The organism is Pseudotabrizicola sp. L79 (assembly GCF_036553525.1).
GTDB lineage: Bacteria > Pseudomonadota > Alphaproteobacteria > Rhodobacterales > Rhodobacteraceae > Pseudotabrizicola.
Genome location: NZ_JAZHDA010000041.1, coordinates 26,853 through 50,862 on the forward strand (window position 1 = coordinate 26,853; position 24,010 = coordinate 50,862).

19 protein-coding genes and 2 tRNA genes are annotated in these 24,010 nt (G+C 62.5%); 14 read left to right on the top strand and 7 right to left on the bottom strand.

Going from position 1 to position 24,010, the window contains the following annotated elements:
• Positions 1 to 287 precede the first annotated feature (287 nt).
• From V3C85_RS02840 to V3C85_RS02870, 7 genes are read left to right on the top strand one after another with little or no spacing between them, the layout of a single operon-like run.
• Positions 288 to 743: a DUF2924 domain-containing protein gene (locus tag V3C85_RS02840; protein WP_331793571.1), complete on the top strand. Its 456-nt coding sequence runs from the start codon at positions 288 to 290 to the stop codon at positions 741 to 743.
• Positions 740 to 2,083: a recombinase family protein gene (locus V3C85_RS02845; protein WP_331793572.1), complete on the top strand. Its 1,344-nt coding sequence runs from the start codon at positions 740 to 742 to the stop codon at positions 2,081 to 2,083. The genes V3C85_RS02840 and V3C85_RS02845 overlap by 4 nt, the downstream gene beginning before the upstream one ends.
• Entirely contained in the window at positions 2,080 to 2,499 is a 420-nt protein-coding gene (locus V3C85_RS02850; RefSeq protein WP_331793573.1) for a hypothetical protein, read from the top strand. The genes V3C85_RS02845 and V3C85_RS02850 overlap by 4 nt, the downstream gene beginning before the upstream one ends.
• A gap of 46 nt (positions 2,500 to 2,545) precedes the next feature.
• On the top strand, positions 2,546 to 5,011 hold the full coding sequence (locus V3C85_RS02855; RefSeq protein WP_331793574.1) for a type I restriction-modification system subunit M: 2,466 nt from the start codon (positions 2,546 to 2,548) through the stop codon (positions 5,009 to 5,011).
• Positions 5,004 to 6,227, top strand: coding sequence for a restriction endonuclease subunit S (locus V3C85_RS02860; protein WP_331793575.1), 1,224 nt, complete (start codon positions 5,004 to 5,006; stop codon positions 6,225 to 6,227). Before V3C85_RS02855 ends, V3C85_RS02860 begins: the two co-directional genes overlap by 8 nt.
• Before the next feature lie 15 nt (positions 6,228 to 6,242).
• Entirely contained in the window at positions 6,243 to 9,509 is a 3,267-nt protein-coding gene (locus V3C85_RS02865) for a type I restriction endonuclease subunit R (protein WP_331793576.1), read from the top strand.
• On the top strand, positions 9,509 to 10,261 hold the full coding sequence (locus tag V3C85_RS02870) for a M48 family metallopeptidase (RefSeq protein WP_331793577.1): 753 nt from the start codon (positions 9,509 to 9,511) through the stop codon (positions 10,259 to 10,261). The genes V3C85_RS02865 and V3C85_RS02870 overlap by 1 nt, the downstream gene beginning before the upstream one ends.
• 368 nt (positions 10,262 to 10,629) lie before the next feature.
• Here V3C85_RS02870 and V3C85_RS02875 read toward each other — a convergent pair.
• Positions 10,630 to 10,719 (bottom strand) — tRNA-Ser (locus V3C85_RS02875).
• A 299-nt stretch (positions 10,720 to 11,018) separates the two neighbouring features.
• Between V3C85_RS02875 and V3C85_RS02880 the strand changes: the two genes are divergently transcribed.
• From V3C85_RS02880 to V3C85_RS02910, 7 genes are read left to right on the top strand one after another with little or no spacing between them, the layout of a single operon-like run.
• On the top strand, positions 11,019 to 11,867 hold the full coding sequence (locus tag V3C85_RS02880; protein ID WP_331793578.1) for an SPOR domain-containing protein: 849 nt from the start codon (positions 11,019 to 11,021) through the stop codon (positions 11,865 to 11,867).
• 16 nt (positions 11,868 to 11,883) lie between these two features.
• Positions 11,884 to 13,038: a D-alanyl-D-alanine carboxypeptidase family protein gene (locus V3C85_RS02885; RefSeq protein ID WP_331793579.1), complete on the top strand. Its 1,155-nt coding sequence runs from the start codon at positions 11,884 to 11,886 to the stop codon at positions 13,036 to 13,038.
• Positions 13,039 to 13,050: 12 nt separating this feature from the next.
• The gene (gene tmk, locus V3C85_RS02890; RefSeq protein WP_331793580.1) at positions 13,051 to 13,659 is read left to right on the top strand and encodes a dTMP kinase; all 609 of its coding nucleotides are present in this window, start codon (positions 13,051 to 13,053) and stop codon (positions 13,657 to 13,659) included.
• On the top strand, positions 13,659 to 14,792 hold the full coding sequence (locus V3C85_RS02895; protein WP_331793581.1) for a DNA polymerase III subunit delta': 1,134 nt from the start codon (positions 13,659 to 13,661) through the stop codon (positions 14,790 to 14,792). The genes tmk and V3C85_RS02895 overlap by 1 nt, the downstream gene beginning before the upstream one ends.
• 4 nt (positions 14,793 to 14,796) lie before the next feature.
• Positions 14,797 to 15,618: a TatD family hydrolase gene (locus V3C85_RS02900; RefSeq protein ID WP_331793582.1), complete on the top strand. Its 822-nt coding sequence runs from the start codon at positions 14,797 to 14,799 to the stop codon at positions 15,616 to 15,618.
• Positions 15,618 to 16,430 carry an MBL fold metallo-hydrolase gene (locus V3C85_RS02905; RefSeq protein WP_331793583.1) on the top strand — a complete coding sequence of 271 codons (813 nt, stop codon included), beginning with the start codon at positions 15,618 to 15,620 and terminating at the stop codon, positions 16,428 to 16,430. Before V3C85_RS02900 ends, V3C85_RS02905 begins: the two co-directional genes overlap by 1 nt.
• Positions 16,427 to 17,365: an AEC family transporter gene (locus tag V3C85_RS02910; RefSeq protein ID WP_331793584.1), complete on the top strand. Its 939-nt coding sequence runs from the start codon at positions 16,427 to 16,429 to the stop codon at positions 17,363 to 17,365. Before V3C85_RS02905 ends, V3C85_RS02910 begins: the two co-directional genes overlap by 4 nt.
• 71 nt (positions 17,366 to 17,436) lie before the next feature.
• Here the strand turns inward: V3C85_RS02910 and V3C85_RS02915 are convergent, their stop codons facing one another.
• The 6 genes from V3C85_RS02915 to V3C85_RS02940 form a co-directional block, all read right to left on the bottom strand.
• The gene (locus V3C85_RS02915; RefSeq protein WP_331793585.1) at positions 17,437 to 18,393 is read right to left on the bottom strand and encodes an ABC transporter permease; all 957 of its coding nucleotides are present in this window, start codon (positions 18,391 to 18,393) and stop codon (positions 17,437 to 17,439) included.
• A gap of 4 nt (positions 18,394 to 18,397) precedes the next feature.
• Entirely contained in the window at positions 18,398 to 19,660 is a 1,263-nt protein-coding gene (locus V3C85_RS02920; RefSeq protein ID WP_331793586.1) for an ABC transporter permease, read from the bottom strand.
• A gap of 87 nt (positions 19,661 to 19,747) precedes the next feature.
• Positions 19,748 to 20,818, bottom strand: a complete 1,071-nt coding sequence (locus tag V3C85_RS02925) for an ABC transporter substrate-binding protein (protein WP_331793587.1) — start codon at positions 20,816 to 20,818, stop codon at positions 19,748 to 19,750.
• Positions 20,819 to 20,893: 75 nt separating this feature from the next.
• Positions 20,894 to 21,994 (bottom strand): ABC transporter ATP-binding protein, encoded by a 1,101-nt coding sequence (locus tag V3C85_RS02930; RefSeq protein ID WP_331793588.1) that lies wholly within the window; start codon positions 21,992 to 21,994, stop codon positions 20,894 to 20,896.
• 368 nt (positions 21,995 to 22,362) lie between these two features.
• A tRNA-Leu gene (locus V3C85_RS02935) sits at positions 22,363 to 22,449 on the bottom strand.
• Between the two features lie 76 nt (positions 22,450 to 22,525).
• Positions 22,526 to 24,004 carry a peptidoglycan-binding domain-containing protein gene (locus V3C85_RS02940; protein ID WP_331793589.1) on the bottom strand — a complete coding sequence of 493 codons (1,479 nt, stop codon included), beginning with the start codon at positions 24,002 to 24,004 and terminating at the stop codon, positions 22,526 to 22,528.
• Positions 24,005 to 24,010: the final 6 nt, after the last annotated feature.

Consider the following 24,010-nt stretch of genomic DNA (forward strand, 5'->3'; position numbering starts at 1 on the left):
CCTTTTGCGTAACCGCCATTTTTCCCTGCGGGACGTTTTCCGGCGCGCTTGAGTAGAGGCAGGGCAAGCCAACACGGACTTGCTCGCATGAAACGCCCCAATCCACTGCCGCCTGCCCAGATGACCGCTGCCGAGCGTCGCACCGAACTGTGCGCCCTGCTGGCGCTCGGGCTGGTCAGGCTGCTGCAGCGCGAGCGAGGCGAACCTTCTGACGGAACTGGAGAAATTCGCCTACACTATCCGGCCGACCGATGCCGTCATGCAACCCCGAACCCAACGGAGACCGCATGACGACGCATGACCCCATCCCCGCGCGCCTGGCCGCGCTGAAGACCACCCCGACACCAGACCTGAAGAAGCAGTGGCGCGAGTTGTTCGACAGCGAGCCGCCGCCCTTCAACCGGCGCTACCTTGAATCCCGCCTTGCCTATCGGATCCAGGAACTCGCCTATGGCGGGCTGAAACCCGAGACCGTCCGGCGGCTGGAACGGCTGGGCGAGGAATTGGACGGCGGCGATAAGAAGAAGCGCGGCATCCGCGCCGACCGCGACCGTCCGATCACGGGCACGCGCCTCCTGCGCGAATGGCAGGGCGTCGAATACGTCGTGACTGTTACCGCCGACGGCTTCGAATGGCAGGGGCGGCCCTACAAGTCGCTGTCCGCCATCGCGCGCGCCATCACCGGCACCCGCTGGAACGGCTGGGTGTTCTTCGGCCTCAAGAACCACAGAGGGCGGACATGACGAAGCCGCCCGAAAAATCGAAGGTCGTCCGCAAGCTTCGCTGCGCCGTCTACACCCGGAAATCCTCTGAGGAAGGGCTGGAGCAGGAGTTCAACTCGCTCCACGCCCAGCGCGAAGCCTGCGAGGCCTTCATCGCAAGCCAGCGGTCCGAGGGCTGGGTGCTGGTTCGCGATCAGTACGACGACGGCGGCATCTCCGGCGGCACGCTGGAACGCCCCGGCCTGAAGCGGTTGATGGCCGACATCGAGGACGGACTGGTCGACGTGGTGGTGGTCTACAAGATCGACCGCCTCAGCCGCTCGCTGGCCGACTTCGCCAAGCTGGTCGAGGTGTTCGACCGGAACGGCGTGACCTTCGTCTCGGTCACACAGTCGTTCAACACCACCACGTCCATGGGGCGGTTGACGCTGAACATTTTGCTCTCGTTCGCCCAATTCGAACGGGAGGTGACGGCCGAGCGAATCCGCGACAAGGTCGCCGCCAGTCGGAAGAAGGGGATGTGGATGGGCGGGGTGCCGCCCTTCGGCTACCGAGTGGAAAACCGGAAGCTGGTGGTCGACGAAGAAGCCGCCGCGCATGTGCGCTGGATCTTCGCCCGCTTCCTCGAGATCGGGTCCTGCACGGAACTGGCGCGGGAGGTCGGCGCGCGCGGCATCCGCACCCCGAGCGGGAACAGGATCGACAAGAAATACATCTACCGGATGCTTTCGAACCGCGCCTACCTCGGCGAGGCGGTCCACAAGGGCAACAGCTATCCCGGCGAACACGACGCAATCATCGACCGCGAGACATGGGACCGCGTCCATGCCATCCTGCAGGAAAGCCCGCGTAAGCGTGCCGCGCGCACCCGCGCCGACACGCCCGCGCTGCTTAAGGGGCTGCTGTTCGGTCCCGACGGCGCGGCGTTCTCTCCAACGCACACCCGCAAGGGCGGGCGGCTATACCGTTACTACGTCAGCCAGACGGTGCTGAAGCATGGTGCTGGTTCGTGCCCGGTCGGCCGCGTGCCTGCGGGCGAGATCGAGCGATTGGTCATTGATCAGCTTCGCGCTGTGTTCCGTCAGCCGGAAATCGTCGCAGGGACGTGGAAGGCCGCGCGCGCTCAGGCCGACGGCATCACCGAGGCCGACGGCATCACCGAGGCCGACGTTCGGTCTGCCTTGCAGCAGCTCGACCCCCTTTGGGACGAACTGTTCCCCGCCGAGCAAGCGCGCATCGTGGCGCTGCTGGTCGAACGCGTGGAGATCGGCACGGATGGGCTAAACGTCCGGCTGCGCGTCGATGGGCTCGGAGGTCTGGCTCGCGAGATGCTGGCCGGGGGCATCGGAGAAGCGGCATGACCCGGGCCAAGTCTATCCCTGACACGATGACCATCCATGTCCCGTTCCGAGTCGTGAAGCGCGGCGGGCGCAAGGAGATGCAGTTGCCAGAGGGCGCCGCACAACCGCGGAAGCCGGACAACACGTTGATCAAGGCGCTGGCGCGCGCCTTCCGTTGGAAGCGCATGCTGGAGACAGGCGAGTACGCCACCATCGCCGATCTGGCAGAGCGGGAGGGGATCGCACCATCCTACATGACCCGCGTCCTGCGCCTGACGCTGCTCGCGCCGGACATCGTTGAGGCGATCCTCGATGGGAAGCAGGGGCCACTGGTGACGCTGGTGCGGGTGCTCGAGCCGTTTCCTGCGAACTGGGATAGTCAGGCAAGCGAACTGCCGCGTCCGGTCACGATTCAGGAGCCGCAGACATTGCCCTAGGCTGAAGGCTGGTGCACTTTGCTCAGACCTTCCAAGCGAGCAACAAATGCCTTTGACCCTGCCACAACTTGAGCGCCACCTGTTCAGCGCTGCCGATATTCTGCGCGGCAAGATGGATGCATCAGAATTCAAGGAGTACATATTCGGAATGTTGTTCTTGAAACGCTGTTCCGATGTTTTTGAGCAGGCCCGGCAGGGGGTCATCGAAAAGCGCATCGGAAACGGCATCGCGCCGGAGCAGGCGGCCGAGGATGCTGAGAACAAGGTCTGGTACGGCCGCAGCGGCACTTTCTGGGTTCCCCCGCAATCCCGGTTCACCTTCCTTGTTGATGAAGCCCATGAAAACATTGGCGACAAGCTGAACAAGGCCCTCGGAGGGATCGAGTCCGAAAACATCGCACTTGAAGGTGTCCTCGACCACATCGACTTCACGCGCAAGGTCGGCCAGAGCAAGATCAGCGACCAGAAGCTGCGCCAGCTGATCACCCATTTCGGGGAAATCCGCCTTCGGAACGAGGACTTCGAATTCCCCGACCTGCTTGGCGCCGCCTACGAATACCTGATTGCCGAATTCGCTGACTCCGCTGGCAAGAAGGGCGGTGAATTTTATACGCCTAGGTCCGTTGTGCGGATGATGGTGCGCCTCCTGAAGCCGACCCTTGAACATGACATCTATGACCCCTGTTGCGGGTCGGGTGGCATGCTGATCGCGGCCAAGGACTACATCGATGAACACGGACAGGACGGGCGCAAGGCCAACCTTTTCGGCCAGGAGAACGCAGGCACCGTCTGGTCCATCGCCAAGATGAACATGCTGCTCCATGGGATCAGCAGCGCTGACCTGCGCAACGAGGATACCCTGGGCGAGCCCCAGCATGTCGACAACGGCGAACTGCGCCGGTTCGACCGTATCCTGACCAATCCCCCGTTCTCCCTCCCCTGGGGGTCAAAGGACAAGGACCGATCTGGGGAATACACATGGCAGCCCAAGTTCCCGGAGCGCTTCTTTCACGAGGTCCCCCGCGGCGCCAAGAAGGCTGACCTCATGTTCCTCCAGCACATGCTGCACGTCACGCGTGACGGCGGCATGATCGCCACCGTCATGCCCCACGGCGTGCTGTTCCGTGGGGGCGACGAGGGCAAGATCCGCCAGAGGATCATCGAACAGGACCAGATCGAGGCGATCATCGGCCTCGGGCCCCAGCTCTTCTACGGCACAGGCATCCCGGCCTGCGTCATCGTCCTACGTCAGCGCATCCAGAACGGTGCGAACCTTGTCTCGGGCAAGCCGAAGGACCGGCAGGGCAAGATCCTCTTCATCAACGCCGACCGCGAGTATTTCGAAGGCCGGGCGCAAAACCACCTGATGCCCGAGCACATCGAAAAGATCGTCACCACCTTCGAGGAATACCGCGAGATCCCCGGCTTCTCGGCCATCGTCGACATCGACACCCTGCGCGACAACGATTTCAACCTGAACATCCGCCGTTATGCCGACAACGCGCCGCCGCCCGAACCGCATGACGTGCGGGCGCATCTGGTCGGCGGCATCCCGAAGGCAGAGGTCGCGGCGAAGGCCGACCTGTTCCGCGCCCACGGGCTGAACCCGATGGACCTGCTGGTCCCCCGCGATGACCGATATCTCGACTTCGCCCCACATCTGACCGCAAAATCCGACCTGAAACCGGCCATCGAGGCCAACGCGGGCCTGCAAGCGCGCGAGGCGGAAATCCGGGCCGCCTTTAACGCCTGGTGGGCCGCGCATCAGGATGGCATCGTGGCCCTTGCCGGGGCCGATCAAGCGGCCGCGCTCATCAGACTCCGCGATGAACTCCTCTCCAGCTTTTCGCAAACGCTGGAGGGGCTGGCCATGCTTGACCCCTTCACCGTGCGGGGCATCATCGCGCAGTTCTGGCAGGCCTCGCGGTTCGACTTCCTCACCCTCATGGCGCGCGACAGCCGGGGTGTTGTCGATGCCTGGCGCACCTCCATCGTCACCGCGCTGGAGGACAAGGGCCACAAGGAAAGCCCGCTGGACCACAAGCTTGTCAGCTTCCTGATGGGCGACTTCGTGCGCGAGATCGAAGAGTTGACCGCGCGAAAGGCCGAACTCGAAGCCCAGATCAAGGCCGCGACCGCCACGCCCGAGGAGGGCGAGGAAGAGGAGGACGACGCGGAACCTGTTGACGAGGCGCAGGTGAAACGGTGGAAAAAGGAACTGGCCGAGGTCAAGAAGACGCTGAAGGCCAAGCACGCGCAGTTCACCGATGCGATCAACGGGGCCGTGGACGGGCTGACCGAGGCGGATGCGGCGGCGCTGATCCTGAAGATCCTGCACGATGACATGGAAAAGATCCTGTCCCGCTACATCGCCGCGCAGCGCGGGCAGATCGTGGCGGCGTTCGAAACCTGGTGGGACAAGTATCGCGTGACCCTGACCGAGATCGAAAGCGCGCGGGCCGAGGCGACGGACAAGCTGGCGGGGTTCCTGAAGGGGTTGGGGTATGTCTGACCTGCATCAACTTGGTCCCCTTATTTCCATACAGAAGGGAAAACCGCCGAAGTCATTCGAGGCGAACACTGCAAACACTCAAGCATATCTCAGCCCCGAGTATCTGCGGGGTATAGCCCCTCCTACCTTTGCTGAGCGTTTCCCAAACTCATTGATGGCCACCTGCGGCGACGTGGTCTTGCTGTGGGACGGGTCGAATGCAGGCGAAGCGTTTCGCGCAAAGCCTGGCATCGTGGCCTCGACCATGGCCGTCATCCGACCAGATCATAGCTTTGATCTGGGGTATTTTTTTCATGCACTTAAGTGGGTCGAGCCCCATCTGAAAAGTCAGACGAATGGCACGGGTATCCCGCATGTTGATCGGCATGTCTTGGAACAAGTGGCGGTCTATCTTCCTGCCAAGCTGGATCAAGCCAAGATCGCCGAAGTCCTCGACACGTTGGACGTGGCGATCCAGGGGACCGAGGCGGTGGTGGCGAAGTTGCGGGCGATGAAGCAGGGACTGCTGCATGACCTGCTGACCCGCGGCATCGACGCGAACGGCGACCTCCGCCCCCCACACCCCGAGGCCCCCCACCTCTACCACCAAACCCCGCTCGGCTGGCTGCCGAAGGAGTGGGATGCATTACCGCTTGGAGACTATACGCAGCACGATATCACCTATGGAATCGTGCAAGCCGGCCCGCACATCGTCGGGGGCATCCCTTACATCCGAACCGGCGATATGTCGGGGGAGGCTTTGGTGCGAGAGAATATGCTCTGCACCTCAGAGAGAATTGCTCGAAGCTATCGTCGCTCCGAAGTGCGCGCTGGCGAACTCGTCATCGCCATTCGCGCAACGCTCGGGAAGGTTCTTCCAGTGCCAGATGATCTTGATGGGGCCAACCTTACGCAGGGAACGGCGCGTATTTCACCACGAGCAAACGTAAATCCGACTTGCCTGATGTGGGCGATCCGTCACCGTCGCGGCCAAGATGCTATCATGAAGGAAGTGAAGGGTTCGACGTTCATGGAGATCTCGCTTGGCTCCCTGCGAAGGGTGCCGATTGCCCTCCCGCGCTCTCGTCAAGAGCAGGATGATATTGCGGCAAGGCTCATCGGTCATGACGCGGCCATCGCCAAAGAACAGGCCCTACTCGACAAACTCCGCCTCCAGAAATCCGGCCTGATGGAGGACCTGCTCACCGGCCGGGTCTCCGTCGCGCCCTTGTTGTAGCCGAAGGGTCAGGTCATGGGTCACGAGTATGACGATGTGGAACTGCCCTTCCTGAACCAGTGCCGCGCCATGGGCTGGCATGTGCAGGAGGGGTCAAAGGACGACCCCAGCCTGACCGGGCGCGCAACCTTCCGCGAAACCATCGCCGAGGCCTGCCTGCGCGAGCGTCTGCGGGCCATCAACCCCGGCCCCGATGGCCAGCCCTGGCTGGACGACGCCCGCCTGTCCGAAGCCGTCAGCGCCCTGACCCGCCACGGCCAGCGCGGGCTGATGGAGGCGAACCAGGCGGTGACGGAACTGTTGCTGCGGGGCCTGACGGTTGAGGGGCTGCCCGGCTGGGACGGCGGGCGCGGCCAGACCATCCGCTACATCGACTGGGACGATGTGGAGGCCAACACCTTCACCATCGCCAACCAGTTCCGCATCGATTGCCCGCCGGGCCATGACGTGGGCAAGGGCTTCATCATCCCCGACCTTGTGCTGCTGGTGAACGGCATCCCGGTGGTGGTGGTCGAGGCGAAAAGTCCCGGCATCCCCGAACCGCTCGCCGAGGCGGTGAACCAGCTTCGCCGCTATCACAACGCGCGCAAGGCCGCGCTGGAGGTGGAGGACAACGAAGGCGCGCCTGCGCTGTTCGCCAGCGTTCAGTTGCTGATCGCCACAAGCTTCGATCAGGCCCGCGTGGGCTGCATCGGCGCGGGACTGGAACACTACGGAAGCTGGAAAACCGTGGTCGGCCCGGATGGCTCCGGGTCCGAGGATGCGGTGGCGGCGGCTCTGGGCAAGAAGGGCCTGTCGGAACAGGAACGCCTGATAGCCGGGATGCTGCGTCCCGCGCATCTGCTGGACATCCTGCGGCATTACCTGTTGTTCATGAATGTGGGCGGCCAGACCATCAAGACCGTCTGCCGCTATCAGCAATACCGCGCCGTGAACCGCGCGCTGGAACGGCTGCGGACGGGCAAAACCCGCGCACAGGATGGCGAATATGACCGGCGCGGCGGGATCGTCTGGCACACGCAAGGGTCGGGCAAAAGCCTGACCATGGTGTTCATGATCCGCAAGATGCGGACCGATGTAGCCTTGCGGAAGTTCAAGGTGATCATGGTCACCGACCGCCGCGACCTGCAACGGCAGTTGTCGGAAACGGCGACCCTGTCGGGCGATGTGGTGGAGCTGGCGACGAATGCCGGGGCGCTGAAGCGGCTTGCACGGCGCAAGGGCCCGGGATTGGTGTTCGCCACGATACAGAAATACCGCACCGAGGAAGATGTACCCGAGGTGACCAAGGGCCCGGCCTTCGAGGTGCTGAACGAGGATGAGACGATCCTTGTCGTAGTGGATGAGGCGCATCGAACCCAGGCCGGAGACCTGCACGCCAACCTGATGGCGGCCTTGCCGAACTGCGCCCGGATCGGGTTCACCGGCACGCCGATCATCATGGGAGAGAAGAAGCGGACGGCCCAGATCTTCGGCGACTTCATCGACCGCTACACGATCAAGGAGGCCGAGGCCGATGGGGCGACGGTGCCGGTCCTCTATGAGGGGCGGACGGCCGAGGGCGCGGTGAAGGACGGCGCCACGCTGGACGGGCTGTTCGAGGACATGTTTCGCGACCGGACCGAGGAAGAACTGGAGGCGATCCGCAAGAAATACGCGACCAAGGGCAACATCCTCGAGGCCCCGGCACTGATCGCGGAAAAGGCCCGCGACATGCTACGGCATTATGTGACGAACCTGCTGCCCAACGGCTACAAGGCGCAGGTCGTGGCCTACAGCCGCCTTGCGGTGATCCGGTATCATGCCGCGTTTCTTGAGGCGCGGGATGAGTTGCTGGCCCAAGCCGCGGCCCTGTCGGATCATGACAAGGCGATGGACGACGAGCTTTTGTGCACAAGGCCGCCGGTGATGCAGGCCCTTGTGCAGGCTTGGCGGTATCGCGACACGCTTGCGCGGATCGAGTTTGCGCCGGTCATGTCGGGTGGCAACAATGATGATCCGACCTGGCGGCAATGGACTGAGGGTTCGGCCCAAGAAGCCCGGATCAAGCGGTTCAAGAAAGCCCTGTTCCACAAGGACCCGGCCAAGACGGATCCGCTGGCGTTCCTGATCGTCAAATCGATGCTGTTGACCGGCTTCGACGCCCCCATCGAGGGGGTGATGTATCTGGACCGGTCGATCCGCGAAGCCGAGCTCTTGCAGGCCATCGCCCGGGTCAACCGGACGGGTTTCGGTAAGTCCTGCGGCATCGTCGTGGACTATTTCGGCGTGGCGCATCACCTGAAAGCCGCCTTGGCCGCATATGCGGACGAGGATATTGAGGGCGCTCTGGTCGGGCTGAATGATCAGATCCCGGTGCTGCGGGACCGCCACATCCGGGTCATCGACATTTTCCGCAGAGCCGGGCTTGAGGACCTTTCCGATGATGAGAGCTGCCTGAATGTCCTTGCGACGGAGAAGGCCCGGGCGGAGTTCACAGTCAAACTCAAGGACTTCCTGACCTCGCTCGAAATCATCCTGCCACGTCCCGAAGGCCTTCCTTTCGTCAAGGATGCGAAGCGCTTGGCCTATATCCATGCCCGTGCGCGCAACCGATATCGCGATGTCATGTCGCTTGGGTCCGATGTCGGGGCAAAGGTCCGAAAGCTGATCGATGACCATGTGATTTCCTTGGGGATCGACCCGAAGATCCCGCCCGTTCAACTGACCGATGCGAACTTTGACAACCATGTTGGGCAGACGACCGGCAGTCGTGCCAAAGCGTCGGAGATGGAGCATGCGATCCGGTCGCACATCCGCAAGAACCTTGAGGCGGATCCTGTTCGTTTCAAGAAGATGTCGGAGCGCCTGAAGCAGATCCTGGAGGGGCTTGGTCAGCAGTGGGACCAGATCATCGAACAACTCCAGGCCCTTATCGATGAGCTTCGCTCCGAAGGCGCACCCGCTGACGGGACAGCGCCTGACATCCCCGAGGTTTATTTACCCTTCTTGCGGACCGTGCTTGAGGCTTGCGCCGCGGGGCCGGAAACGGACTCAGCCCAGTTGCAGGCCATCCACCAAATGACCGTAGAGATTGTTGACCGGATCATTGAGGAGGTGGGCTCCAACCGTTCCATCTGGAGCAGCTTCAAGCTTGCGGATCAGGAAAATCTGCGCTCGGAAATATTTGAGATCATCTTTGATCGGCGACTGAACGGGTTCACGGTGGCCAATGCTGAAAGCCTTGCCGATCAGTTGATACAGCAAGCCAAGGCAAACGACGAAAGGCTCAGGACAGCGTGATGCGTCACCTTCCGCTTTCACCGATCAGAACAGGCGGCAAGCAGACTCGAACCAGTGATCACAGGCTGGAGGTCGATGGCCTGTCTTTCGAGGTGCACAGGAGTGATCGGCGCAAGACCTTGCAGATCACGGTCGAGCGGACCGGCGCGCTTTCGATCGTTGCACCATTGCAGGCCGCAGACCAGCAGTTGGTAGAGTTCGTTGAGGAAAAGCTACTCTGGGTCCACACCAAGATCGAAGAGAAGGCAAGGCTCCAACAGAGGGCTCCGATCAAGGAATTCGTTGATGGCGAGGGGTTCCTATATCTGGGCAAAAGCTACCGGCTCAAGCTTGTGGAAAACCAACTCGTGGATCTGTCGCTTCGCAACGGACGCTTCTGCCTTCGCAAGGCATCTGTGCATCGTGGACGGGAAATCTTGGTAAGCTGGTATACCCGCCGGGCGCAGGATTGGTTTGAACGACAAGTGACCGAGCAAGCGAACCGGATGGGCGTATCCGTCAAGGAGGTCAACGTTCAAGATCTTGGTTATCGCTGGGGATCATTCGGTAGTGGCGGCCGGGTGTCCTTTCACTGGAAAGCCATTCTGCTGCCTCCAAGGATCGCCCAGTACGTGGTGATTCATGAGCTGGCCCATGGGCTGTATCCAGACCATTCGGTCAACTTCTGGATCAAAGTCGAGCAGCATCTTCCCGACTGGCGATGGCGAAAGGGTTGGCTGGCAGAAAATGGGATTCAGGTCGAAGGGTTGTAGGCCTTACATCTTCAGTGAAACGTTCATAGACCTGTCCCCGGCCTGCTTCTCATCGACGGCAGGCGGCGTAACCGCAACGGAGAGTAGGTGCTTGATTACAATCATAGTTCGACGTCGGTTCCGTCACGACGAGCGCGACCGACGTCGAAATGTGTAGGACTGCCTTTGAAAAACATCACAAGTCCAAACGCTTACAACCTGAACACCGAAACGGCGCAGTCATGAGGTCCGGAGAATATCGACCCTTAGAGACCGCTTCCGAGCCTCCTGGCGACGAGGCCAGTGCTCAGCCCCTCCCGCATAACCCTCGAATACAACGAGAAAATCCGGCCGGAGCCGGATCGGGAGAACGCTTTCGCTAGGGCAAATGGCGGATGGGGTGGGATTCGAACCCACGGTACGGTTCCCCGCACGCTAGTTTTCAAGACTAGAGCCTTAAACCACTCGGCCACCCATCCCGCGCGCTTCGATTAGACTGGGTTTGGCAGGATTTCAAGCAGATGCGTGCACCTTGGCTCAAGATTGCGTGTCGATCCTTGCCGATGCAGCGTTGCGGCCTTTCCTCTCTGGCTTGCGATGGCTATGCTTGGCCCGCAAATCACTGGGGCAAATCACCGGGGCAAATCGCTGGGGCAAATCGCTGGGCGGGCCTTGGCAGATCTGGTGAGCATCGGGCAGAACGGCGCCTGCGCAAGGCGGGCAAGCAAAAACGGCAGGGCGAACCTGCCTTGATCGGGGGCTTGGAATGACACGGGCAATGATCAGGACGATTTTCCTGATGACGGCGGCAGCAACGGCCTTGACGGGCTGCGTTGCGGGCGAAAATCCATTTGCAAGAAAAACGGCGGCGGGCGGCACCGAGGCTGCGCCAGCCCAGAAATCAACGCGTCTGGTCGATCGCGATACCGAGGCGCCAGAAGTGTTTCAGACCACCGATACCGCGCTGTGGGATGGGCGGCCGTCGCTGGGCGGCGTCTGGGTGGCCTCGCCCGATGCGAAAGACCCCGAGCGGGTGATCATTCGCAACAAGGCCAATGGCAAATTCGTCATCGGGGCCCTGTTCCGCCGCGAAACGATGAACCCCGGCCCCAAATTGCAGATCTCGTCCGATACTGCTGCGGCCCTTGGCATTTTGGCGGGTCAGCCGACCGCGATCAATGTCACCGCCCTGCGTCGTGAAGAGGCCCCGGTTGAAACCGATGCCACCAAGCCGATCCTTGATTCGTCGGAAACAGTTGAAACCGAAAGTCTTGATCCGATCGCCGGCGCCGCCGCAGCGATTGACCGGGCCGCCGCCAAACCCGGGGCGACCGCGGCCCCTGCCCCCACGGCACCGCCGCCAACCGCACAACCCGCGGCCAAGCCTGCGCCCGCCCCTGCCCCAGCGGCCAGCGGTGGCAGCACCATTCAGATCGGCATCTTCTCGGTCGAGGCCAATGCCAAGCGGGCCGTGGATGCGCTGAAAAAGGCGGGCTTGCCGGCCGAGATGCGCCGCGAAGAGTCGAATGGCAAGGTGCTCTGGTCTGTCACCTCACGCGGGGATGCAGGCGCTTTGACCAAGGTCAAGGGGCTTGGTTTCCCCGACGCCTATTTCCTGAAACGCTGAACCGCCCGGAGGTCTGATGTTCACCCGTCTGCGCCCTGTCCTGACCCTGATCCTGATCCTTGCGGCCACGGCCTCGCAGGCCTTTGAAACCCGCGCGACGGCGGCCTGGGTTTACGATGTGACAACCCAGACGGTGTTGATGGACAAGAACGCCGACACCCCGCTGCCCCCGGCCAGCATGTCGAAACTGATGACGATCAACATGCTGTTCGAGGCCCTGCGCGATGGCCGGGTGACCATGGACACCACCTTTGCCGTTTCGTCACGTGCCAAGGCCATGGGCGGATCGACCATGTTCTTGCAGGAAAGCGACCGGCCCACGGTGGATGAACTGATCCATGGCATGATCGTGAATTCGGGCAACGATGCCTGCGTGGTGGTGGCCGAAGGTCTGGCGGGCACCGAAGAGGCCTTTGCCCAGCAGATGACCCAGCGTGCCCGCGCCCTTGGGATGCAGCATTCGGTCTTTGCCAATGCCAGCGGCTGGCCAAATCCAGACCACCGCATGTCGATGCGCGATCTGGGCATTCTGGCCAAGCGGCTGATCCTGGATTTTCCCGAATATTACCCGATTTTTGCCGAAACCACCTTTAACTACAAAGACCGCGCCCCGGCCAATGCCTCGAACCGCAACCCGCTGCTGGCGCTTGGGGTGGGGGCTGACGGGCTGAAAACGGGCCATACCTCTGAGGCGGGCTATGGCCTTGTCGGATCGGCGGCCCAAGGGGACCGGCGCGTGATCTTTGTCATCACCGGCCTTGCAAGCGAAAAAGACCGCGCCGAAGAGGCTGAGCGGATCGTCAGTTGGGCCTTTCGCCAGTTTGCCGAGAAAACCCTGGTGACGGCAGGCACACGGGTTGCCAGTGCGCCGGTCTGGATGGGTCAGGCGGACAGCGTGGGGCTGGTTCCGGCGGCAGATGTGCGGCTGCTGGTGCCGGCTTTGGTGCAAGAGGGCACCTCGGCCGAAGTGATTTACACCGGCCCGCTGCGCGCCCCGATCAAGGCGGGCGATACGGTGGGCGAGATGATCATCCATGTTCCTGACCTGCCCGATGCCCGTGTGCCGCTGGTGGCCGAGGCGGATGTGGCGGCGGGTGGCTTTGTCAAACGCCTGACCACGGCTGCGCAAAAGCTGATGGCGGAATACCTTGGCGCGCCAGCGGCCTCGTGATTGCAGCAGGCCATGGCAGGACGGTTCATCAGTTTTGAAGGCATTGACGGGTCGGGCAAATCAACCCAAGCCCGCCGCCTTGCCGATGCCCTGAGGGCCGAGGGCCAGACGGTGGTGCTGACCCGAGAGCCCGGCGGCAGCGATGGGGCCGAACAGATCCGCCGTCTGGTGCTGGAGGGCAAGGCCGACCGCTGGTCTGCCGAGACCGAGATCTTGCTGTTCACCGCCGCGCGCCGTGACCATCTGGAAAAGACCATCCGGCCCGCGCTGAACCGGGGCGAGGTGGTGATCACCGACCGCTTTGCCGACAGCACGCGCATTTTTCAGGGCATCACGCGGGGCGACCTGACGGCCACTGTAGACCGGCTGCATGATCTGATGATCGGGATCGAGCCTGACCTGACGCTGTTGATCGACCTTGATCCAGCCGAGGGCCTGCGGCGTGCCACGGCGCGTGCCGGCACTGAAATGCGGTTCGAGGATATGGGGCTGGCCTTTCAGGAAAAGGCACGGGCGGGGTTTCTGGCGCTTGCCGCCCGCCATGACCGTTTTCGCGTCATTGATGGTGCTATGGCGCCTGATCAGGTTGCCGCAGCCGTGCGCCGCGCCGTGGGGGGCTGATGGCAACGGCCGAGCTTCCTGAACCTGACCGCGTTGAAGGGGCCCCGCATCCGCGTGACACCCAAAAGCTGTTCGGGCATGAGGCCGCAGAGGCCGCTGTCTTGCAGGCCTTTACCTCGGGGCGGATGCACCACGGGTGGCTGATCACCGGTGCCAAGGGGGTGGGCAAGGCCACATTGGCGTGGAGGATCGCGCGGTTTTTGCTGACGGCCCCCGATGCGCAGGGCGGTAGCCTGTTTGGCGCGCCACCGCCGCGCGAAAGTCTGGAGACAGACCCGGACGATCCGGTGATCCGGCGCATGGCGCAACTGGCCGAACCGCGCCTGTTCTTGCTGCGGCGCGGCCCGAATGACAAGGAAACCGCGCTGTCTGCCGATATTCGCGTGGATGAAGTGCGCAAGATGAAATCGTTTTTTGCCCTGTCTGCCGCCGATGGCGGACGTCGGGTGGCGATCATTGATGCGGCGGATGAGATGAACACCGGCGCGGCCAATGCCTTGCTGAAATTGCTGGAAGAGCCGCCGGCGAATGTTACCTTTCTGGTCATCGCCCACCAACCCCACCGCCTGCTGCCCACCATCCGGTCGCGCTGTCGGGAATTGCGGCTGACGGCCCTGGCCCCCGAACCGCTGGCCCGTGCGCTGGAACAGGCAGGCGGCGCGGTTGACCCGGATGAGGCGATTGCCCTGGCGCAACTGGCGGGCGGTTCGGTGGGCGAGGCCTTTCGCCTGACCCATCTTGACGGGCTGAAGACCTATGCGGCGCTGGTCGCCCTGTTTGCCACCCTGCCCCGGATGGATCGCCCCCGCGCGTTGCATCTGGCCGAGCTGGGGGCCGGGCGCGGGCAGGAAGAACGGTTTGATCTGATCGTCACGCTGCTGGATCTGTTTCTGGCGCGGCTGGCGCGGGCGGGTGTGACCCGCCAGTTGCCGCCCCCCGCTGCGCCCCAGGAAGCCGAGGTCTTCGCCCGTCTTGCGCCAAGCGAAGCCGCCGCCCGCCACTGGGCCGATCTGGCACAAAGCCTGTCGCTGCGCGCCCGGCGCGGCAAGGCCGTCAACCTTGACCCTGCCGCCCTTCTGATGGATAGCTTTCTTAAAATTGACGAGACGGCGGGTTCCCTCGCCCTCAGGTGACCCAATGACCGCACAGACGCCCGACACCCTGCCCGAGATCGTGGACAGCCATTGCCATCTGGATTTCCCGGATTTTCAGGATGAACTGCCCGACGTGATCGCCCGCGCCAAGGCCGCAGGCGTGCGCCGCATGGTGACGATCTGCACCCGCATCGTGAACGAACCAAAGGTGCGCGCGATTGCCGAAACCTACCCCGAGGTGTTTTACGCCGCAGGCATCCACCCGCTGAATGTGACCGAACAACCGCTGGTGTCGGTCGCAGATCTGGTGGCCCTGGCGCAGCATCCGCGCCTGGTGGGCATTGGCGAAACCGGGCTGGATTACCACTACACGCCGGAAACCAAGGTGTTGCAGCAAGACAGCCTGCGCATTCACATTCAGGCCGCGCAGGAAACCGGCCTGCCGCTGATCATCCATGCGCGCGATGCCGATGATGACATGGCCGCCATTCTGACCGAAGGCTATCGCGACAGGCCCTATAGCTGTGTCATGCACTGCTTTTCGTCGGGGGCGGGTCTGGCCAAGGCTGCGCTGGACCTTGGGTTCTATCTGTCGATGTCGGGGATCGCCGCTTTTCCCAAAAGCCAGGACTTGCGCGATATCTTTGCCGCAGCGCCCGTAGATCGCATCTTGCTGGAAACCGACAGCCCCTATCTGGCCCCCCCGCCCCATCGCGGGCGGCGCAATGAACCGGCCTATACCGCCTTTACCGCCAAGGTCGGCGCGCAGGTCTTTGGCCTGTCCGAGGCCGCCTTTGCCGCCCAGACCACGGCGAATTTCGACAGGCTGTTCCGCCGGGCCGCGCGCCGGGCCAAGGCCGCCTGATGGCCCGCCTGCGCTTTACCATTCTGGGCTGTGGATCGTCGGGCGGGGTGCCGCGCCTTGGCGGCGAAGGCATCGGGGCCGATTGGGGGGATTGTGATCCGGCCAACCCCAAGAACCGCCGCCGCCGCTGTTCGCTGTTGGTCGAGCGCATCAGCGAGACAGGCCGCACCCGCGTTCTGATCGACACCACCCCCGATATGCATGCCCAATTGCTGGATGCAGGGGTGGGGGTGCTGGATGGCGTGGTCTATACCCATGCCCATGCCGACCATACCCATGGCATTGATGACCTGCGGCAGGTTGTGTTCAACATCCGCCGCCGACTGCCCGTCTGGGCCGATGGCCCGACGCAAGAGGCGCTGTTGTCGCGGTTTGCCTATGCCTTCATCCAGCCCGCCGGGTCGCCCTATCCCCCGATCCTGGACATGAACACGATCGACGGGCCAGTCTGTATCGACGGGCCGGGGGGCGTTGTTACCCTGCTGCCGTTCTTGTGCGAACATGGCTCGATGGATGCATTGGGCTTTCGCATCGGGGATCTGGCCTATCTGCCCGATGCGGTTGCCATCCCCGACCAGCATTGGCCCTTGCTGAACGCGCTAAAGGTGTTTGTGGTCGATGCCCTGCGCCGCAAACCGCACCCAACCCACGCACATCTGGACATGACGCTGGGCTGGATCGCCCGCGCCCAGCCTGCGCGCGCGGTGCTGACCAACATGCATAACGATCTGGATTATGCCACCTTGCAGGCCGAACTGCCCCCGCATATCCGGCCCGCCCATGATAACATGGTGATCGAGATCCCGGCATGAGCCTGCTGCTGGATGTGATCATGCCGGTGTTTCTGATCATCGGCTTTGGCTATGCCATGGCGCGCCAAGGGCTTTTCAACGACAGCGCCGTGGATGGGGTGATGCGCTTTGCCCAGAATTTCGCGGTGCCGGTTCTGCTGTTCCGGTCGATCGCGCAGCTTGATCTGGGGGCAGCCTATGATGTCGGGCTGATGCTGTCGTTTTACATCGGGGCGCTGACATCCTTTGCCTTTGGTCTGTTGGGCGCGCGCCTGCTGTTTCGCCGCCCGCTGACCGATTCCGTTGCCATCGGTTTTGCCTGCCTGTTTTCCAATTCGTTGCTGTTGGGCCTGCCCATCACCGAACGGGCCTATGGCGCCGATGCCCTGGCGGGCAACTATGCCATCATCTCGATTCATGCGCCGCTGCTGTATGCGTTGGGAATTGCGCTGATGGAATGGGCGCGAACCACGGGTCAGGGCCTGTCGATGGGTGCCCTTGGCCGACAGATTTCAAAAGCCACCCTGTCGCAGCCGCTGGTCATTGGCATTGCCTGTGGCTTTGCGCTGAACCTGACGGGGCTGCCCATGCCGGGGGCCTTTTGGTCGGCGGTCGACATGATGGCGCGCGCGGCCATTCCTGCGGCCTTGTTCGGCTTGGGTGGGGTCTTGTTCCGCTATCGGCCCGAGGGCGACAAGGCGACGATTGCGATGATCTGCTTTGCCAGCCTGATCTTGCACCCCGGCATCGCCTGGGTGCTGGGAACGCAGGTCTTTGACAATGATACGGCCAGCCTGCGGTCGTCGGTGCTGACGGCGGCCATGGCCCCCGGCGTGAATGCCTATATGTTTGCCCATCTTTACGGGGTGGCCAAGCGGGTCAATGCCACAGCTGTGCTGGTGGCCACGGCCCTGTCGATGGGCACGATCTGGGTTTGGTTGCAAATCCTGCCCTGACCGCCTGCCGCCAAAGGAAAAGGGCGCAGTCCGCGACCGCGCCCCCCATTCTTTGCAGACGTCACGCCCTGTCAGACACCGGTCACACCGCGCAACCGGTCTGACCGGCGGCGCAGCAGCTCGACCGTGGCCAGCAGGCCGATCGACACGATCACCAGAATGGTCGCCACCGACAGGATCGCCGGGCTGATCTGTTCACGGATCCCGTTCCACATCTGGCGCGGGATGGTCTGCTGGTCATGGGCCGCCACGAACAGAACCACCACCACTTCGTCAAACGAGGTGACAAAGGCAAACAGCGCCCCCGAGATCACGCCCGGCAGGATCAGCGGCATGGTGACCTTGAAAAAGGTCGTCGTCGGATTTGCCCCAAGGCTGGCCGCGGCGCGCGTCAGTGAATGGTCAAAGCCCGACAGGGTGGCCGTGACGGTGATGATGACAAAGGGAATACCCAGCGTGGCATGGGCCAGAACGATGCCGGTATAGGTGCCGGCAAGGCGCCCGCAACTGTCAGCGGCAAGGCCTGTCCATGTCAAAAGACTGCACGGGTTAGAGTAGAAGAAGAACAACCCCGTCGCCGTGATGATGATCGGCACGATCATGGGCGAGATCAGGATCGCCATCACCGCCTTGCGATAGGGCATCTCGGCCCGGCTAAGCCCCAAGGCGGCCACTGTGCCCAGAACCGTGGCCACGATGGTCGAGAAAAAGCCGATGATGACCGAATTCTTGGCCGCATTGACCCACGCGGCCTCACGCCAGACCTGGCCCCACCACGCCGCATCGCGCGGCACATCGGTCGGCACGCCCGGCTGCGTCAGCAACAGGTCATACCAACGCAGGCTGTATCCCTCGGGGTCGAAGGCCAGCATCTTCTCGGTAAAGGTGAAATACGGCTCGGCGTTAAAGCTGAGCGGGATGATCACCAGAATGGGCGAGATCAGAAAGAGGAAGATCAGGGCGCAGATCGTCAACCGGCTGAAATACCAGACGCGCTCAAGCGGGCTTGCGTAAACAGGTAGGGCCATTTTCTTATCCCAGCTTCAGGTTGTCGATGCCCACGAGCTTGTCGTAGAGCCAATAGAGCACCAGAACCACACCCAGCAGAATTGCAGCTAGGGCAGCGGCCAGTGACCAGTTCAGACTGTTGGTCATGTGAAACGCGATCAGGTTCGAGATCAGCTGACCATCGGCCCCGCCAACCAGCGCCGGGGTGATGTAATAGCCAACCGCAAGGATGAACACCAAGAGCGAGCCCGCGCCGATCCCCGGCAGCGTTTGCGGCAGATAGACCCGGCGGAACGCCGTCCAGCTGCTGGCCCCCAAGGACCGCGCAGCCCGCACATAGCTGGGCGGAATCGGGCGCATCACCGAATACAGCGGCAAAATCATGAAGGGCAGCAGGATATGCGTCATCGCGATGATCGTGCCGGTCTGGTTATACATCATCGAAATGCGGCCATCGTCCCCGATAATCCCCAGCGCGACCAGCGTGTTGTTGATCACGCCCTGCTGTTGCAACAGCACCATCCAACTGGTCGTGCGCACCAACAGCGATGTCCAGAACGGCAAAAGCACCAGAATCATCAGCAGGTTCGACCATTTCAACGGCAGCGTCGCCAAAAGATGCGCCACCGGATAGGCCAGGATCAGGCAGGCCACCGTGATCAGCGCGGCCATAAAGAAGGTGCGCTTGAACAGCGTGACATAGATCTGGCGATCTTCGGCCACGGCCACGATCTCGTGCTTTTCGTTGCGCGTCATGTCGATGGCGGCCAGAAAGAAATTCGTGCTGTAAGCCGGGGCCACCTGCCGCATCGTCGCCCAGATGGCAGGATCGGCCCATTTCGGCTCGGCCTCTAGCACGGCCTCTTTGTAGGGCGGCTCAAGCGAGCGGAACTTGCGCCCCGACGAGGTGAACAACGACCGAGTGCCGGAATATTCATAGTTCACGCGGGTGCCCACTTCGCCAATCGTGCGGGCGACGGCAGCATCGCGAATATCCAGCGCCAGGGCCTCATAGGCGGCCTCATCCGGCACGGTGCCCGGCTCGGTCGACTCAAACCATGCCACAAGGCGCGGCATGTTGGCCGAAAACTTGTCGTTATAGATCGACTGGTGCAGCATCTGCCCGATGGGCAGAACGAATGTCACCACGATGAAAGCAAGCAGCGGCAACACCAGCAAGAACGCACGCCGTTTGGCCTGTTGCTGGGCGCGCGCAAGCGCAGCCTTCAGCGGGCGGCCATCAGCAGTGGTCAGAAGTGCGGCGGGCGCGGCGGAAAGATCAGCCATGTCGGTCCCTTTTGCGATGGGTCTCTCTGGATACGGACCCTTCAGCGATGATGGGGGCGGCAGTCAGCCCGCCGCCCCCATTTGGTCTTAGTTTGCCAGCCAGGCGTTGAAACGCTCGTTCAACTCGACATCCCGGTCGGCCCAGAACTCAAAGTTGTTGACCAAGGCATTGGTCAGCGCCTCGGGCGAGGTGGGCATATGGGGGGCCATGGCCGTCTTGCCATCTTGATACATGCCAACCAGCGGGGCCGAAGATTTGCGGGCCGGGCCGTAAGAGATGTATTTCGACTGGTCGGCCAGACGCTGGCTGTCGGTGGCAAAGGCGATGTATTCCATGGCCAGATCCTTGTTCGGCGCACCTTTGGGCACAACAAACAGGTCAAAGTCCATGATCTGGCCATCCCAGATGATTTCGAACGGCTTGCCTTCGCCAACGGCGGCCGCAAAGATCCGGCCGTTATAGGCGGTCGACATCACCACTTCGCCATCGGCCAGCAGTTGCGGCGGCTGCGCGCCAGCTTCCCACCAGACGACTTCCGACTTGATCGTATCCAGCTTGGCAAAAGCGCGATCGACACCTTCCGGGGTGGACAGCACGTCGTAAACTTCGGCCGCGGGCACGCCATCGGCCATCAACGCCATTTCAAGGTTCGCCTTGGCGCCCTTGCGCAGGCCGCGCTTGCCGGGGAATTCGGCCAGATTGAAGAAGTCGTCAATCGAGTCCGCGCCCGAAACCTTGGTGCTGTCAAAGGCCGCAACCGTGGACCAGACGATGTTGGCAACGGCACATTCCGAGGCCAGGGCGCCATCAATAAAGTCATCAGCGGCCGGGGTGCCATCAACGCCAGCCGGAAGCGCGGCATGGTCGATCACTTCCAAAGCGCCTTCGTCACACAGACGCACGGCATCCGACAGTTCAACGTCGAACACGTCAACGGTCACGTTGCCGGCCTCGACCATGGCCTTGATCTGGGTCGCCGGGTTATCGGCGGCCAGCATGTTCACGACCACGCCCTTTTCGGCGGCGAAAGGCTTGTTATAGGCCTCAACCTGGCTGGTCTCATACGACCCACCCCAAGACATCACGGCCAGTTCGGCGGCCGAGGCCGAGAAACCGACGGTGGTCATCGCGGTGGAAAGAATAAGCAGTTTTTTCATTCGTTAGCTCCCTGGTGATTGGTTTTCGTGTTTGTTAGCCGCTTTTGCGCGGCATTCCCCGTTTTTCGGGGAATATCAGTCGTGATCAAGTGCGCGCGCATCCTGTGGATGCCAGCCCACCTTGATTTTCTGGCGCGGGCTCAGATGCGTCTGGCCCAGCGTGTTGCGCATCTTCATCACGAAATCATTCGATCCGGCCACGCGCATGACCACCCGCAGGATATCCCCCATATAGATCACTTCCAGCACTTCGGCGTCGATCATATGGGCCCCTTCGGGCATCATCTCGGACTTGAACTCTACCCGTTCAGGGCGGATCGAGACGAGCGTTTTTTGCCCTTTCTCGGTCACGTTCACGGGGGTGGCATCGATCAATTCGCCGGTCGCCAGACGGACCAGCGCCTTGTCGCCCGACAATTCTTCGATCGTGCCCGGCAACTTGTTATTTTCACCGATGAACTGCGCCACAAAGCTGTTGTCGGGGCGCTCATACAGATCGGCGGGCGGGGCCAGTTGCTGAATCTTTCCATCGTTGAACACGGCAACGCGGTCTGACATCGTCAGCGCCTCGCCCTGATCGTGGGTGACATAGACCACCGTGATGCCCAGGCTTTCATGCAGATGCTTGATTTCAAACTGCATATGTTCACGCAGTTGCTTGTCCAGCGCGCCAAGCGGTTCGTCCATCAACACCAGCGACGGGTCAAAGACCAACGCCCGCGCCAGGGCGATGCGCTGCTGCTGCCCACCCGACAACTGGGCCGGACGGCGGGCAATGAAATCGCCCATCTGCACCATATCCAGCGCGCGCTTGACCTTGGCCTCACGCTCTGACTTGCCCATGCCCCGCACTTCCAGCGGGAAGGCCAGGTTTTCGCCCACGGTCATATGCGGGAACAGCGCGTAGTTCTGAAACACCATCCCGATGCCGCGCTTGTGCGGTGGCACCGTGTTGATGGGCTGGCCATCCAGCCTGATTTCGCCATGGGTGGCCGTTTCAAACCCGGCCAGCATCATCAGACAAGTGGTCTTGCCACTGCCCGAGGGGCCAAGCATCGTCAGAAACTCGCCCTTGCCGATGTTCAGGTTAAGGTCTTTGACGACCAGAGAAACGCCATCATAGCTTTTCTGGACGTGCTCAAAAGCAACGAATGCGTCGTTGTGGCTTACGCTCACCGCGCTTATCTCCCCGTATGGTCCGGCAGGTATCCTGCACTTATTACGACAACTAAATCCAAAGCGGTGGCGCATTGCAACCAAGTTGTCACAGGTCAGGGCTTCGCATGCCGAATAAGGGAAAATCGGTCATTTTGCGCCGCTTTCGCCAAACTTTGCGGCAATCTGAGGAGGCCGGGCAGGAAGATCGCCTGACGCGCAAATCGCCGAACGGGCCGGAAAAGACCACCGTTTTGGCTGAAATCGCCAGAATTCACAGCGCTTTGGCTGGCGCAGGCCCCAGGGATGCCATCACGGCAGAGGCACCCCGGGCCCGCAAATGAAAAGGCGCCGATTGCGCGGCGCCAGTTTCTTAATCAACCAAGTCGTGGTGCGGATGAAAAGACTCGAACTTTCACTCCGGTTAAGGAACAGCGACCTCAACGCTGCGCGTCTACCAATTCCGCCACATCCGCAGACACGACTTGGATGCGCGGCTTCTAGCGAAGCTTTGCGGCGAAGGAAAGGGGGATTTTCACCCCCCTGACCAAGTTAATTGCCCAACAGCAGGAACGGCAGTTTGGCCGCCGACAAGACAGCCCGCGCACCGGCCTCAGAGGGCGGTGCCTGGGTGGCCGTGGGGGCTGCGGCCGCCTGTGGCGGGGCGGCGGGTTCGGCCATAGCGGGGGCCGCGTCGGGCACCAGCGCGAATTGCGGCAACGCCGCCGGCACCACAGGCGGGGCTGCCGGGGCCAGATCGCCCGCCCGGCCCGCCATCGTATAGGCCGCCTTGCGAATCAGTTCGGGCCGGTCATTCAGGCCAGGCGCAAAAACCGCCCCGCCCTGCCCCATGGCGTTGATCCCCATATCATACCATTCCAGCGCCAGATCGGGGCGCAGCGCGGCCCCAAAGCCCTGGCTCAGGTGATGGCCCAAAAGCTCGCCATAGGCGGTCTCGCCCATGGCCGCCAACAGCAAGGCCGATCCGATCGCCACATCCATCGCATCGGTGGTATAGCCAACACCCAAACAGACCTTGGCGGTGCCCGACAATTGCGCCGGCGACATGCCCGAGCCCAGCACAAAGCCCTGAACCCCCGTCAGCACCTCGTCGCGCGTCTTCAGCGACAGCGCTGCCACATGCTCGGCCAGAACCGGGCCAAAGCCGGTGCATTGTTCGGCGATCTGCTGCGCCGTAAAGCCTGCCACCTTGGCGGCCAGATCTTCGCCCGTGGCCATGGCATAGGTCCGGGCCAGGCAGAACTGCTCGCCCAGCGCAAAGCTGGCATCGGTCATCGTGGCGCTGGTGACATAGCCGCCATTCGAATTGGTCAGCAGGCTGATCTTGTTGCACTGGCTGGCCAGCGACACCTGCGCCACGCCAGACCCCATGAAGGACGGCAGCGCCGGGGCGGCAGCGGCAACCGGGGCCTCAGGCTCCGGCATCAAGCTTGGCAGCGCCGTCGCCCCCGCCATCACCGCCCCCGCCGCCGGGGCCACCGGCATCGGCGTCACCGCCTGTGCCACATTGGGCACCACCCCCGCCATTTCATCGCGCTGCGCCATCAGCAGGCCCTTCATCCCCATCGGATGACTGGCCACCGCCTGCGCAACCACCGGCCCACCGGCCACGCCGCGGTGATAGGCCGTGACAAGGATCGTCCGCTCATAATCGGTCAGTTGGCCCGTGGGCGGATAGCCAAGAGTGGCCTGATAGCTGGAAATCGCAGCCCGGCTTTTCGGCCCGATCGAGCCATCTGGCGTGCCCACCGGATAGCCAAAGAAATTCAGCGCCGTCTGCACTTCGCGGTTCGCCTCACGCTGGGCCGACGAGATCCCCGAGGATTTGGTCGATTTGCGCGGCGCGCTGCTGGTCTTGCGCTTTTGCTGATCCTTGGCGATGGCATGGCCGATGATGCCGCCAATCAGCGCCCCGGCAATCGCATCGCCAGCATCGGCCTGCGCCTGCCCCACGGGCCCGACAATCATGCTGGCCGAAATGGCCGCAGTTGCAATTGCCTTGAGTTTCATTCCATC

Coding starts and splice junctions, on each gene's coding strand:
- V3C85_RS02920 (WP_331793586.1), bottom strand. CDS start 19,660: ATGGCTGATCTTTCCGCCGCGCCCGCCGCACTTCTGACCACTGCTGAT.
- V3C85_RS02895 (WP_331793581.1), top strand. CDS start 13,659: ATGGCAACGGCCGAGCTTCCTGAACCTGACCGCGTTGAAGGGGCCCCG.
- V3C85_RS02900 (WP_331793582.1), top strand. CDS start 14,797: ATGACCGCACAGACGCCCGACACCCTGCCCGAGATCGTGGACAGCCAT.
- V3C85_RS02855 (WP_331793574.1), top strand. CDS start 2,546: ATGCCTTTGACCCTGCCACAACTTGAGCGCCACCTGTTCAGCGCTGCC.
- V3C85_RS02865 (WP_331793576.1), top strand. CDS start 6,243: ATGGGTCACGAGTATGACGATGTGGAACTGCCCTTCCTGAACCAGTGC.
- V3C85_RS02940 (WP_331793589.1), bottom strand. CDS start 24,004: ATGAAACTCAAGGCAATTGCAACTGCGGCCATTTCGGCCAGCATGATT.
- V3C85_RS02910 (WP_331793584.1), top strand. CDS start 16,427: ATGAGCCTGCTGCTGGATGTGATCATGCCGGTGTTTCTGATCATCGGC.
- V3C85_RS02840 (WP_331793571.1), top strand. CDS start 288: ATGACGACGCATGACCCCATCCCCGCGCGCCTGGCCGCGCTGAAGACC.
- V3C85_RS02915 (WP_331793585.1), bottom strand. CDS start 18,393: ATGGCCCTACCTGTTTACGCAAGCCCGCTTGAGCGCGTCTGGTATTTC.
- V3C85_RS02885 (WP_331793579.1), top strand. CDS start 11,884: ATGTTCACCCGTCTGCGCCCTGTCCTGACCCTGATCCTGATCCTTGCG.
- V3C85_RS02870 (WP_331793577.1), top strand. CDS start 9,509: ATGCGTCACCTTCCGCTTTCACCGATCAGAACAGGCGGCAAGCAGACT.
- V3C85_RS02845 (WP_331793572.1), top strand. CDS start 740: ATGACGAAGCCGCCCGAAAAATCGAAGGTCGTCCGCAAGCTTCGCTGC.
- V3C85_RS02925 (WP_331793587.1), bottom strand. CDS start 20,818: ATGAAAAAACTGCTTATTCTTTCCACCGCGATGACCACCGTCGGTTTC.
- V3C85_RS02850 (WP_331793573.1), top strand. CDS start 2,080: ATGACCCGGGCCAAGTCTATCCCTGACACGATGACCATCCATGTCCCG.
- tmk (WP_331793580.1), top strand. CDS start 13,051: ATGGCAGGACGGTTCATCAGTTTTGAAGGCATTGACGGGTCGGGCAAA.
- V3C85_RS02860 (WP_331793575.1), top strand. CDS start 5,004: ATGTCTGACCTGCATCAACTTGGTCCCCTTATTTCCATACAGAAGGGA.
- V3C85_RS02880 (WP_331793578.1), top strand. CDS start 11,019: ATGATCAGGACGATTTTCCTGATGACGGCGGCAGCAACGGCCTTGACG.
- V3C85_RS02905 (WP_331793583.1), top strand. CDS start 15,618: ATGGCCCGCCTGCGCTTTACCATTCTGGGCTGTGGATCGTCGGGCGGG.